13 protein-coding genes are annotated in these 12,226 nt (G+C 66.5%); 6 read left to right on the top strand and 7 right to left on the bottom strand.

The annotated features are described in order from the left end of the window. Positions 1-58: 58 nt before the first annotated feature. Together ACSFBL_RS06465 and ACSFBL_RS06470 are read right to left on the bottom strand one after the other, a co-directional pair. The gene (locus ACSFBL_RS06465; protein ID WP_435514914.1) at positions 59-1,285 is read right to left on the bottom strand and encodes an ABC transporter substrate-binding protein; all 1,227 of its coding nucleotides are present in this window, start codon (positions 1,283-1,285) and stop codon (positions 59-61) included. Between the two features lie 151 nt (positions 1,286-1,436). Continuing rightward, a complete protein-coding gene (locus tag ACSFBL_RS06470) occupies positions 1,437-2,480 on the bottom strand; it encodes an aldo/keto reductase (protein WP_435514915.1) in 1,044 nt (347 codons plus the stop codon). A gap of 184 nt (positions 2,481-2,664) precedes the next feature. Here ACSFBL_RS06470 and ACSFBL_RS06475 point away from each other — a divergent pair, with 184 nt between their 5' ends. Further along, positions 2,665-2,970: a hypothetical protein gene (locus ACSFBL_RS06475; protein ID WP_435514916.1), complete on the top strand. Its 306-nt coding sequence runs from the start codon at positions 2,665-2,667 to the stop codon at positions 2,968-2,970. Then, positions 2,951-3,874, top strand: a complete 924-nt coding sequence (locus tag ACSFBL_RS06480; protein ID WP_435514917.1) for a sigma-70 family RNA polymerase sigma factor — start codon at positions 2,951-2,953, stop codon at positions 3,872-3,874. The genes ACSFBL_RS06475 and ACSFBL_RS06480 overlap by 20 nt, the downstream gene beginning before the upstream one ends. A gap of 18 nt (positions 3,875-3,892) precedes the next feature. Here ACSFBL_RS06480 and ACSFBL_RS06485 read toward each other — a convergent pair whose 3' ends face one another. Together ACSFBL_RS06485 and ACSFBL_RS06490 are read right to left on the bottom strand one after the other, a co-directional pair. Next, a complete protein-coding gene (locus tag ACSFBL_RS06485; protein WP_435514918.1) occupies positions 3,893-4,582 on the bottom strand; it encodes a c-type cytochrome in 690 nt (229 codons plus the stop codon). A gap of 18 nt (positions 4,583-4,600) precedes the next feature. Then, positions 4,601-6,337, bottom strand: coding sequence for a pyrroloquinoline quinone-dependent dehydrogenase (locus ACSFBL_RS06490; protein ID WP_435514919.1), 1,737 nt, complete (start codon positions 6,335-6,337; stop codon positions 4,601-4,603). A gap of 230 nt (positions 6,338-6,567) precedes the next feature. Between ACSFBL_RS06490 and ACSFBL_RS06495 the strand changes: the two genes are divergently transcribed. Beyond that, the gene (locus ACSFBL_RS06495; protein ID WP_435514920.1) at positions 6,568-7,245 is read left to right on the top strand and encodes an ankyrin repeat domain-containing protein; all 678 of its coding nucleotides are present in this window, start codon (positions 6,568-6,570) and stop codon (positions 7,243-7,245) included. Positions 7,246-7,263: 18 nt separating this feature from the next. Here ACSFBL_RS06495 and ylqF read toward each other — a convergent pair whose 3' ends face one another. Continuing rightward, complete coding sequence (gene ylqF, locus ACSFBL_RS06500; protein ID WP_435514921.1) at positions 7,264-8,217, bottom strand: ribosome biogenesis GTPase YlqF; 954 nt, start codon at positions 8,215-8,217, stop codon at positions 7,264-7,266. A 62-nt stretch (positions 8,218-8,279) separates the two neighbouring features. Then, entirely contained in the window at positions 8,280-9,185 is a 906-nt protein-coding gene (locus ACSFBL_RS06505; protein WP_435514922.1) for a LytTR family DNA-binding domain-containing protein, read from the bottom strand. A gap of 159 nt (positions 9,186-9,344) precedes the next feature. Here ACSFBL_RS06505 and ACSFBL_RS06510 point away from each other — a divergent pair, with 159 nt between their 5' ends. The 3 genes from ACSFBL_RS06510 (at position 9,345) to ACSFBL_RS06520 (ending at position 11,753) form a co-directional block, all read left to right on the top strand. After that, the gene (locus ACSFBL_RS06510) at positions 9,345-10,577 is read left to right on the top strand and encodes an acyltransferase family protein (RefSeq protein WP_435514923.1); all 1,233 of its coding nucleotides are present in this window, start codon (positions 9,345-9,347) and stop codon (positions 10,575-10,577) included. 12 nt (positions 10,578-10,589) lie between these two features. Beyond that, positions 10,590-10,952, top strand: coding sequence for an HPF/RaiA family ribosome-associated protein (locus ACSFBL_RS06515; RefSeq protein WP_435514924.1), 363 nt, complete (start codon positions 10,590-10,592; stop codon positions 10,950-10,952). A 105-nt stretch (positions 10,953-11,057) separates the two neighbouring features. Further along, positions 11,058-11,753, top strand: a complete 696-nt coding sequence (locus ACSFBL_RS06520; protein WP_435514925.1) for a carboxypeptidase regulatory-like domain-containing protein — start codon at positions 11,058-11,060, stop codon at positions 11,751-11,753. Between the two features lie 7 nt (positions 11,754-11,760). Here ACSFBL_RS06520 and ACSFBL_RS06525 read toward each other — a convergent pair whose 3' ends face one another. Continuing rightward, positions 11,761-12,207 (bottom strand): desulfoferrodoxin family protein, encoded by a 447-nt coding sequence (locus tag ACSFBL_RS06525; protein ID WP_435514926.1) that lies wholly within the window; start codon positions 12,205-12,207, stop codon positions 11,761-11,763. Positions 12,208-12,226: the final 19 nt, after the last annotated feature.

The raw sequence follows: 12,226 nt of genomic DNA on the forward strand, positions 1-12,226 counted from the left end.
GATTGCCCCCTGCAAGGGGGTGGGCGACCACACGAAGTGGGCGAGCCTGGGGGTCTGCTTACTTTTTCGGGATCAAGGCGTCGTTGGCGGCCATGTTCTTCATGCGCACCTGCGAAGCGTTCTTCATGTCGTCGGCATTCGCGTAGACCACGCGCCCACCCTTCACTTCGCCGAACACCGGGATGTTCGCGGTGATCGCGTCATGGTCGTCCTTGGAGAAGGGCTTGTTGTACGTCGTCACCACGCCTTCGACCGGCGTCTTCAGGTCTTCCAGCGCAGCCTTGATCTTCGGCCCGTCGGTGCTGCTGGCCTGGGTGATCGCGGCGGCCAGCAGGTAGACCGAGTCATAGCCCTGCGCGGCCGACACCGGCGAATCGATGCGGTCGTTCTTGGGCTTGAAGGTCTTCACGTAGTTGGCGATGAAGGCCTTGCGCTTCGGCGTGGTCGGCTCCTGGATGAAGGTCTGCGGCATGCGCGCACCCTCGCCGCCGGGGCCGGCGTTGTCGATGAAGTTGGCCATGGACAGGGTCCAGCTGCCGACGATCGGCACCTTCCAGCCCAGCTTGGTCATGCCGTTGGCGATCTGCGCCAGTTCGGGGCCGATGCCGTAGGTCAGCACCGCCTCGGCGCCGGCTTCCTTGGCCTTCAGCAGTTGGGCCGTCATGTCGACGTCCTTGATGTTGAACTTCTCGACCGCGACCGGCTTGATGCCCTTGGCGGCCAGCGCCTTCTCCAGGTCTTCGCGGCCGAGCTGCCCGTAATTGGTCGAGTCGGCCAGGATCGCGACCTTCTTGTAGCCGCGGCGGGTCACAGCCTCCTCGACGATCATCGGTGCCTGGATGCTGTCGTGCGCCGCGTTGCGGAAGACGTAGTTGTCAGGGTCCTTGTCGAACTGGTGCGTGACGATGGAGCCGGTCGCCACGTTGTTCATCACCGGGATCTTCGCGTCCTGGAAGAAGCGCTGCGAAGCCAGCGCCACGCCGGTGTTGATGTAGCCGACCACGGCCACGACCTTTTCCTTGTTGATGAACTCCTGGGCGATCTGCACGCCGCGCTCGTTCTTGGCCTCGTCGTCACGCTCGACCAGCTGGATCTGCCGGCCCATCACACCTCCGGACTTGTTGATTTCCTCGGTGGCCAGGCGCACGCCATCGCGCATGCTCACGCCCATCGACGACGAGCCGCCGGTGAAGGGACCGTCGACGCCGATCTTGATCGGATCGGCCGCAAAGGCGCCGGCGGAAAACGCGATGGCGCCCACCACCGCGAGAAGCTTGAAATTCATTGCCATGTCGAAAGTCTCCAAGTGTCTGAATGTTTCGAGACCTTAGGCCACAAGGCGAAATTCCGAAGAGAGTGACAACCCTAAAAGTACGCAAACTGGTTGCTTTGGGCCTATCGCGGCAACCAATGCGCACGAAAACCGATGGACGGTATCAGCGGCCCGAGTCGGCGAGCTGCTTCCGGCGATATTCCCCCTGGCGGACGAACATCCACCCGGGGTACTCGGCAGGCAAGCGGCTCACCGCGTCGATCTGTTCCAGTTCGGCCGCGCTCAGCACGACCTCGGTGGCGGCCATGTTGTCGGCAAGCTGCTCGGGCCGCTTCGCCCCGACGATGACGCTCGTCACCTGCGGCTGGTGCAGCAGCCATGCCAGCGCGATCCGCGCCACCGAGACGCCGTGCGCCTGCGCGATGGGGCGCATCGCGTCGATGCAGTCGTACGCCCGGTCCTTGTCGACCGGCGGAAAGTCGAAGGTCGTGCGGCGGCTGCCCTGCTCGCCTTGCTGGTCGCGCCCGTACTTGCCGCTGAGCAGGCCACCCGCCAGCGGGCTCCACACCATGAGCCCCACGCCTTCGCTGCGCAGCATCGGGATCAGTTCGCGCTCGAGGTCGCGGCCGGCAACCGTGTAGTAGGCCTGCAGCGATTCGAAGCGCGACAGCCCCCAGCGTTCGGCGATGCCCAGCGCCTTGGCGATCTGCCATGCCGCCCAGTTCGACACGCCCACGTAGCGCACATGGCCGTGCCGCACGAGCTGGTCGAGGGCACGCACCGTTTCCTCGATGGGCGTCGCGGGATCGAAGCCGTGGATCTGGTAGAGGTCGATGTGGTCGAGCTGCAGCCGCTTCAGGCTGGCCTTGACGCCGTCCATGATGTGACCGCGCGATGCGCCCCGCGCGTTGGGACCCGTGCCGGTTTCGCCGAGCACCTTGGTCGCGACGATCACGTTGTCGCGAGGCACCTTCAGGTTCTTCAGCGCCTGCCCCGTGATCTGCTCCGAAAGGCCGCCCGAGTACACGTCGGCCGTGTCGATGAAATTGATGCCGCCGTCGAGGGCAGCGCCGACGAGGCGATCGGCGTCGGCCTGCTGCACGTCGCCGATGTGCGACCAGATGCCTTCGCTGCCGCCGAAGGTCATGGTGCCCAGGCAGAGTTCGGACACGAACAGGCCGGTGCGGCCGAGTGGATGGTGACGCATGAAGAGCACTCCTTGAGCGGAAGGTGGGAACGGGGCGCAAACCGGATTCGTTCGGCCCGGGCAAGCCCGCGAGCATAGGCGCGGGCCAACTTTCTTGCAGAGGCGCCCGGACCGCATCCTTTCGGGCCGCCCGAACGTCTTTGTCACACAATCACTTCCGGCGCCGCCGGGGAAAGGTCCGATCATGAAACACATGGTGCGATACAAGCTCAAGCCCGATCGCGTGGCGGAGAACGAGAGCCTCAGCCGGACGGTCTACGAAGCCCTGCATCGACTCCGGCCGACGGGGCTGCGCTACGCCACCTTCCGGCTCGCCGACGGCGTGAGCTTCGTGCACATCTCCTCGCACGAGGAACCCGATGGCAGCAATGCGCTGACCGCCCTGCCCGAGTTCAAGGCCTTCGCGGCCGGCATCCGCGACCGCTGCGAGGAGCCGCCGGTCGCCGTCGACATGACGGAGATCGGCTCGTATGGCTTCTTCGGCCAGTGAAATCATCGCCACCCTCGAGGAAGGACGGCGCCAGTTCCTGGCTTTGGTCGCCGACATCCGGCCAGACCTGCACCGCTACTGCACGCGCATGACCGGCTCGGTCGCCGACGGCGAGGACGTCGTGCAGGACACCCTCGCCCGGGCCTACTACCAGTTGCCAGAACTGAAGGAACTGCCGCCGCTGCGTCCCTGGCTGTTTCGCATCGCGCACAACCGCGCGATCGACCATTGGCGGCATGACGTCCGCATGCGAACCGAACCGACCGAGGCGGCACTGGACCTCGCCGACGACGCGGCGCGCGAGCCCGACAGCGCGCTCGCGCGCAGCCAGGCGCTGCGCGCCGCGCTGTCGTGCTTCCTGCAACTCGCGCCGGCGCAGCGCGGCTGCGTGATCCTCAAGGACGTGCTCGACCATTCGCTGGAAGAAATCGCCACCGAATTGGACCTGAGCGTGCCGGCGGTCAAGGCGGCGCTGCATCGCGGGCGAACGCTGCTGGCGCAGTTGTCGGACGCGCCCGCCGAACCATCTGTTTCCCCCAAAGCGCGCGCCCCGATCTCGCCGGCATTGCTTCGCTACGCCAGCCTGTTCAACGCCCGCGACTGGGACGGCGTTCGCGCCATGTTGGCCGATGAAGTCCGGCTCGACCTCGTCTCGCGGCGCAAGGCGGCAGGCCGGCGCGAAGTGGGCATCTATTTCACGAACTACGACCGGCAGGCCGACTGGCACCTCGTGCCGGCGTGGCTCGATGGCCGCGAGGTCCTGGCAGTGCTCCGCGCGCCGGGGGCCTCACGGCCGGATTACTTCATCGAGTTCCAATGGCGAGACGGCCGGGTGAGCAACATCCGCGATTTCCGCCATGTGAGCTACATCGCGCAGGAGGCGCCCATCGAACTGGCACCGTGAGATCGCCGGGTGGCCGTTTCAGAGCCCCGTGAGGAAGTGCGCGACGTTCTCGATGTCCTGCGCGCTCAGCGTGTTCGCCACGCTGGTCATCGTCCCGGCGTCGTTGGTCCGCTTGTGCGCCTTGAAGTCCGAGAGCTGCTTGACGATGTAGTCGTAGTTCTGCCCCGACACGCGCGGCACCTCGTTCTGCCCGGCAAAGCCGCCGAGGTGGCACATCGTGCAGAGCGTCTCCTCCGACTTCAACTTCCCCAGCTTCGCCTTGTCCGCGTTGGCTGCGAAACGCTGCCGCGGCGGCTTCTGCGCAGCAAAGTAATCCGCCAGCTCGCGCATCTCCTCCCGCGTCATCCCCGCGACCATCGGCGTCATGAGCTCGTTCGCGCGCCGCCCCTCCTGAAAGTCCCGCAACTGCAGATACAGATAACGCGAAGTCTGCCCCGCAATGATCGGATAGACCGCCTGAATAGGCTGCCCATCCGCCCCATGGCAAGCAGCACAAGCCGCCGCCTTGGCAGGCACCGCCGCCGGCTGCGCCGGAGCCTGCTGCGCCCCCACCCCGCCACAACAAACCAACGCTGCGCCCGCAGCGACGAGCGCAGCAAGGCGCGTTCGTGAAACAACGCGGAACCGGCTCCGCCGGGCCGCTGTTGTTGCCCCCTCAAGGGGGGAGGCGGCTACACGCAGTGAGCAAGCAACGGGGGTGGGTGTCACTACAAGCAACGGGGGTGATCACTGTATTCCGAAGACGATCACCGAATTGCCCCGCTTGAAGTCAAGCTGCGTGTTCCCGCCCGCCGCCACGGCGACGTACTGCTTGCCGCCGACGGTGTAGGACACCGGCGGTGCATTCACGCCCGCACCGGCCTGGTATTCCCAGAGCTTCTTGCCGTTCCTGGCATCGAACGCGCGGAACAGCCCGTTGCCCTCGCCGTTGAAGACCAGGTTGCCGCCCGTGGCCAGCACGCCGCCGATCAGGGGCTGCGCCGTATCGAACTTCCATGCGACCTTGCCGCTGTCGATGTTGACCGCCACCAGACGCCCCGACTGCTGCTCGGAGGGGATCACCTTGAAGGCGCCGCCCAGCCAGAGCTTGCCGCCCGGATACTTGGCCTCTTCGACGTGGTACGTCATCGGCTGGTGCAGGTTGGCCGCGTAGGCCAGGTGCAGCTTCGGATTGACCGCCATCGGGCTCCATTCGACGCCACCGTTGGCGCCGGGCAGCATGCGCGCACCGTCCTTGGTGGGCAGCACCCACATGTTCTCCTGCGGGATCATGGCCTCGCTGAAACGGATCAGCTCGCCGGTGGCCCGATCGTGCACGTAGATGTGCCCGGTCTTGCCGCCGTGGATGGCCACCTTGCGCATCTTCCCGTCCTTGCCCTTGGCCTCCGTGAGGATCACGGGAGAGACGGCGTCGAGATCCCAGACGTCGTGCGGCACGTACTGGTAGTGCCACTTGTACTTGCCGGTGTTCAGGTCGACCGCGACGATCGAGTCGGTGTAGAGGTTGTCGCCGGGGCGCTCCGCACCGTAGAGGTCGGGACTCGGATTGCCGACCACGAAGAACGCGGTGCCGGTTTCCCTGTCGACGGCGGGCGCCATCCACACGCCGCCGCCCAGCGACTTGTAGAAGTCGCCGCCCTTGGCCAGCTGGGCCTTCTCGGCTTCGATGTCGCGGTGGAGGTTGCGCTGGGTCGCGTCGTTGACGGCCCACACGCCTTCATGCCCCTTCTCGGGCACCGTGTCGAAGGTCCAGAGCAGCTTGCCGTCGTTGGCGTCGAAGGCCTTCACGAAGCCGCGGATGCCGTACTCGCCGCCGTTGGTGCCGATGAGGATCTTGCCGTCCACGGCCACCGGCGCCATGGTCTCTGAGTAGCCCAGTTCGGGGTCGCCGATCTGCGTCGACCACAGCACCTTGCCGGTCTTCGCATCGAAGGCCAGCAGCTTGGCGTCCAGCGTGCCCATGTACAGCCGGTCGCCCATGATGGCGACGCCGCGATTGTTCGGGCCGCAGCAGAAGGTGGTGACCGGACCCATCTTGTGCTTGTAGTGCCAGAACTCCTTGCCGGTGGCGGCGTCGAGCGCGTACACGTGGTTGTAGGAGGTGGTGATGTACATCACGCCGTCGACGACGATCGGCGCGGTCTCCATCGATTCGAGCACTTCGGTCTGGAAGGTGAAGGCGGGCCGGAGCTTGCCGACATTGCTCGTGTTGATCTGCGCTGCCGGATAGAAGCGGGTCTGCGCGTAACTCATGTTGGAGTGCAGGAAGTTGGAGGCTTCCTTGTCGGCGGCGTCGAGCTGACGCTGCGACACCGAGATCGTCTTCGGCACCGGCGAGCCCGTGGCAGCCGCCTGCCCGCTCACCTCGGCCTGCCCGAAGGCAGTTGCCGAAAACAGCCCGAGGGCGGGTACCGCAACGAGCGCGCAGCGCCAGTCGCGAAGGGTCTTGAACTTCGTGTGCATCGCGGGTCTCCTCAGGCGTCGTATGCCTTCTTATTGCCACCGCGGCGAGGCCGGGAGCCGGCTTCGCGAGGCAGATGCAGCGCGTGGTGGAAGCGCGCTCCCAACAGCACTCCGACCGTCCGCAGACGGCTGCGCTGTCATGCCTCGCTTGCAAGCGTAGCCACTATCAGGTCCACTGAACAGAAAATTCTTTCGGTGCACCGCAGCATTTTTAGTTGGAGTCCATAACGATGATGAGACCGGCCTCGATACGCATCTGCATGCTGATGTCATGGTGTTGCGCACTCCTGATGTCGACGGTTCCCATGCATGCCGCAGCGCAGCCCCAGACCGATCCCAGCCCCAATGCCCAGTTGCTGGTCGCCGCGCGGGAGGGCCAACTCGAGCGCGCGAAGGATCTCATCGCCAAAGGCGCTGCGGTGAATTCGCGCAACCGGGTCGGCAAGACGCCGCTCTTCATCGCCTGCGAAAAGGGAAATGCGTCGATGGGGATTGCCTTGATCGAGTCGAAGGCCGACGTCAACCTGGCGTCGGTCGAGCAGGTCACACCCTTGATGGCGGCAAGCTACAGCGGCAATGCCGAACTCGTGAAGCGCCTGCTCGCCGCCGGCGCGCGCGTCGATGCGGTCGACCGCATGAACAGGTCGGCGCCGGTGTACGCGGCGGGCCAGGGCAATGCCGCGGCGCTGGACGCGCTGCTGGCGGCCGGCCTCGACGTCAACGCCACCTACGACCACAAGCTCACGCTGCTGATGTGGGCCGCGGGGCAAGGCCACGCCGACGCTGTTCGCCTGCTGCTCACGCGCGGGGCCAGGCCCGACATGCGTGACGATCGCGGCCTCACCGCCATCGAGATTGCGCGCGGCGCCGGACAGGCGGACCTCGTCCAGTCGGCGGGGCTTCGCTGAGCGAGGCTTTCCGGCCGGCTACGGTGCCTCGGCCGGCGGATCGTCCGCACGCCGGCCAGTGCCCTTCTTCCGGGCGCGCGCTTCCTTCTTCGCCTTGCGCTCTGCATCCACCCGCTGGCCGGCAGCCAGCCAGTCCGCGAACTCCGCCGGCGTCTCCAGCGTGATCCGGCCCATGTTGCCGCTGCGGAATTCGTGCATCACGATCTCGGCCGCCTTCTGCAGGTTGACGCGCCCCTTGCCCAGCAGCGCGCCGCGCTTTCTGCCGATGGCTTCCAGCACCTCTTCGTCGGTCAGGCCCGCGATCGGGTCGATCTTGAAGCGCGCCTCGACCAGCCCCGCGTAGTGCCGCTTCAGGTAGTCGAGCAATTCGAGGGCCACCTCTTCCTCGTCAAAGGCATTGCGGCCGATGGCGCCGCTGGCGGCGAGGTTGTAGCCGCTCTTGGCGACGATGATGCGCGGCCAGAGCATGCCGGGCGTGTCCCACAGGTAGAAGTCGTCGGCCAGGGTGATGCGCTGTTCGAGCTTGGTGATGCCGGCTTCGTCGCCGGTCTTCGCCTTTCGGCTGCCGGTCAGCGTGTTGATGAGGGTGGACTTGCCCACGTTGGGAATGCCGCAGATCAGCACGCGCATCGGCTTGGCCATGCCGCCGCGCAGCGGGGCGAGTTCGTGGCAGGCGTCGATGAGTTGCCGTGCGGGCGTGGTCTGGCTCGCGTCGAGCCCGATGGCGCGGGTGGCCGGCTGCGCGTCGTAGTGCGCCAGCCAGAGCACGGTGCGTTCGGGGTCGGCCAGGTCCTGCTTGTTGAGCACCTTCAGGCCCGGCTTGTGGCCGGTGAGGTCGGCCAGCATCGGATTGGCGCTGGAGCCGGGCAGGCGCGCGTCGAGCAGTTCGATCACGACGTCGATGTCCTTGATGCGCTCGGCGATGGCCTTCTGGGTCAGGTGCATGTGACCGGGGAACCACTGGATGGCCATCGGGAAGTCTTTCTCTTTCTGCTGGGAACGGACCTCGGATTGTCGCCGCGCCGGCCTGCGCATCAGGCGCGCAGCGCGGGCCGGTAGCGGCGACTGCACGGAATGTGCGTGCCGTCGCGCATGTGCAGGCGCGCGTCACCGCCGTCGAGCGGCTCGATCTCTGCGATGCGGTCCAGGTTGGCGGCGTAGCTGCGGTGCACGCGCACGTAACGCGCGGGATCGAGTTGCGCGAGGAAGTCCGTCAGCGTGGCGCGCAGCAGGTAGTCGTGGCCGTTCACGCGCAGGCCCACATAGTTGCCCTGCGCTTGCAGCCAGTCGATCTCGTTGGCGCCGATCAGGAATTCGCGGCGCAGCTTGCGCACCAGAAACCGGTCGGGCCTTGGCGGCGACTCGGTCGCTTCCAGCGCCTCCGGCGGCTCCCCGGACGGCGGACTTGCCGGACCCTCGGCGACTTCCGGCGGATCGAGCACGCGCGCCTCACCCTGCCAGCGCAGCATGAAAAGCCGGTAGCTCATGATCGCCAGCAGGAAGAGCGCGTAGGTGCGCGCGTCCTTGAGGTATTCGTAGGGCCACTTCGACAGCCAGTCGCCGAAGTCATAGCGGCTGCCGGCCCAGGCATAGACGATGTGCCGCAGGCCGACCATCAGCGCCACGTGGGCCAGGCTGAAGACCACGCTGCCGAGCACGTGCCACGCCCAGTTCCGCCGCCAGGTGGACCGGTTCAGGGGGAACCGGCGTTCGAAGGCGATCACGACCGGCACCAGCGCGAGGAGCGCCAGGTGGCTCGAAATCTCCCAGGTCACCGGCTGCCAGGTCGCGACGTCGCGCCCGGCCTGGCGCACGTCGATCACCGCAACCACCGTGGCAAACGTCGCCTGCACTGCCAGGATCAGCACCCACAAGCCCGCCTCCACCCACCGCCGGAAGGGCCGGTAGCGCTCGAACAGGTTCCGCCGGGGCTCGCTCATGCGCGGATTCTCACGAAATCCCGCGGGACGGACGATTTTTCGTCCCTCGGAGGCGCCGCTCGTCACAAAGCGCTCGCGGATCGTCACCTCGCCACCCGCCGCGGCCGCTCGGCGCCGGACCATGGCCCCCGGCGTCCGCATCGACGCAAGGAGCACGGCATGACGACGAATCGGCGACACGACATCGACGCGCTGCGGGCGCTGGCTTTCCTGCTGCTCATCCTCTATCACGTGGGGATGTACTACGTGGCCGGATGGCCGTGGCACATCAAGAGCCCGCACGCCGCCGAATGGCTGCGATGGCCGATGGTGGTGGTCAATGTCTGGCGCATGGACCTGGTGTTCCTGGTCTCGGGCGTGGCCTTCGGCTTCCTGAGCAGGGGGATGTCACCGCTCGCCCTGATCCGGCAGCGAGCGCTGCGGCTGCTGCTGCCGCTGGTCTTCGGGATGGCCGTGGTCGTGCCCTACCAGGCCTACGTTCAGAGCGTCGGCAATGGGTTGGTGGCGCCGGGCTTTGGGTCCTTCATGTTGCGCTACCTCGTCGGCGGGCCGTGGCCGAAAGGCGCCTTCGACGGGTCGGACTTTCCCATGACATGGAATCACCTCTGGTACCTGCCTTACCTCTTTGCCTACACCGCGGTTCTCGCACTGATGGCACCGCTGATGCGATCCGCGCCCATCCTGCGCCTTCGGCGCGCGTTCACCGCGCTTCGGGGCTGGCGGCTGATGGTGCTTCCTGCCCTGCCGCTCCTGCTGTCCACCCTCTTGCTGTCGCCGCACTTTCCGGCGACCCACGACCTCATCCACGACTGGTACCTGCACGCGCTGTATTTCACCGTCTTCGTCTACGGTTACTGGATGGGTGTGGACGAAGGCATCTGGCGCGAACTGGAGCGCCTGCGCCGCGGGTCGCTGGCGCTGGCCGTGGCCTTCATCACCGCGTTCATCGCGCTGAGACTTTCCGGCGCCGACGCGGAAGCCGCCGCCTGGGCCTTGCGGGTGCTGCGAGCGGCGTACCTCTGGACGGCGATCGCGGCCATCCTCGGCTTCGCCCACCGCCACCTGAATCGCCCATGGCCGTGGCTCGGATGGGCCAGCGAATCGGTCTACCCCTGGTACATGCTGCACCAGACGCTGATCATTGCCGGCGCGGTCGCATTGGCCTCCCTGCGGCTCGGCCCGGTGCTGGAGCCCGCCTTGCTGGTCGCACTCACGGTGCTCGGGTGCTGGGCGCTGACCGATGGCCTGATCCGCCGATTCCGCTGGCTGCGCCCTCTGTTCGGGCTCAAGCCAGCCGGTGTGGTCATTCCAACCTCGGCCACGTTGCCCAAATGCTTACGCATGGCCGACCGCAATGGGCGCAAAGTAGGGGCTTGCTCATCAGGCAAATGAAAGGGCCACAGCATGCAGATACAAGTGAACACGAGCAACGGACTCGAGAACAAGGACGCACTGGAGCGCTGGGCAGATGGAGAAATACGGCAATGCCTGAGCCGCTTCACCGACGACGTGACGCGGGTGGAAGTCCATCTCAGCGACGAGAAGCACACCGCCAGCGGTGGCGGCGACAAGCGTTGTGTCATGGAGGCCCGCCTCGCGCACCATCAGCCGCTGGCCGTGACGCAGCATGCACCCAACATGGACGAGGCCTTCCGCGGCGCATCCGACAAGCTCAAGCGGGCGCTCGACAGCACGCTGGGGCGCATCCATGACCAGAAACGCGACCGGACGTCGATCCGGAAGGATGGCGACGCCGTCGTCGAATAGCGCTTCCGACTTGGTCCACTGTTCGGTGTATTGACTGGCTCGGCGGGGGTGGACTAACCTTTTTTTAACGACGCCCCCACGCGGTCGCACATGAAGGGGTCTCCATTGAATGGAACTCGGCTCAAACGCATCCTCGCGCTGCTGCTCCTGGCCGGCGGCCTGACTGCCCCGGCCCTGGCGGGCAGCGTGCGAGGCAAGGTGGTCTATGCCGGCCCTGCGCCGGCGCAAGCCAAGGTGCCGATCACGATCGACCAGTACCTCTGCGGCAATGAAAAGGCCGCCGACGACCTCCAGGTCTCCGCAGGCAAGGAGGTCCGCAATGCCGTCGTGTGGATCGACAACCCTCCTCCCGGCGCGGCGTCGCCACCCACGACCGAGAAGGTCGAGATGGACCAGAAGGGCTGCTCGTTCGTGCCGCGGATCGTCATGGTGCCCGCTGGCGGTACGGTGGACTTCCTCAACAGCGACCGCCTGCTGCACAACATCCACGCGACGCCCAAGCGCAACGTGTCCTTCAACCGCACGCAGCCGATGGGCCGGACCATCCCCGTCACCTTCGCGGAGCCGGAGATCGTCCGCATCAATTGCGACCTGCATGCGTGGATGACGGCGTGGGTGGTCGTGACGGCGCACCGCTTCTATGCCGTCACCGGCGCGGATGGCCGCTTTGCCTTCGACAACCTGCCGCCGGGCCAGTACCGGTTGCAGATCTGGCAGGAACGGCTTGGCACGATGCAGGCCACTGTCGCAGTCGGCGATCAGCAACCCGCGCAGGTCACCGTCGAGATGAAGGCGCGTTGACCGCCCCTCAGGGAACCACGGTGATCTTCTTGCTGGCCTCCCACGCGGACGAATGCGTGGGCTCGGCCACGGCGCGCAGCGAGCCACCTTCGTCGAGCGCCACCGTGAAGGTCACCGTCGGCGACGAGTACACGGGATGCAGGTATGCGCGGGCGATCTCCACCGTGTCCTTGTAGAGCGCGACGTAGCGCACGAAGTGCTCCTGCAGCGACGGGTGCAGCGACCCTGCGCCCACGCTCACCGTCACGGTGAACCACTCGCCGCGCTTGACGCTGTCGGGCGCAACGATCTTCGGCGTGTGCTTCGGGTCAAAGGCCTTGTGGACTTCCCTGAACTCGGGCGTGAACTGCTGCGCCTGGTCGTCCTGGGCCTGCGCCGGAGCGACGCCAAGGCCGGCGACCAAGCCGGGCAGGCAGACCGCCAGGCGGGCGGCGCGTCGAACGGACATCGTCATGCGACCTCCTCGCGTGGGG

The sequence above is a fragment of the Variovorax glacialis genome (genome assembly GCF_051216375.1).
Taxonomy (GTDB): Bacteria; Pseudomonadota; Gammaproteobacteria; order Burkholderiales; family Burkholderiaceae_C; genus Variovorax.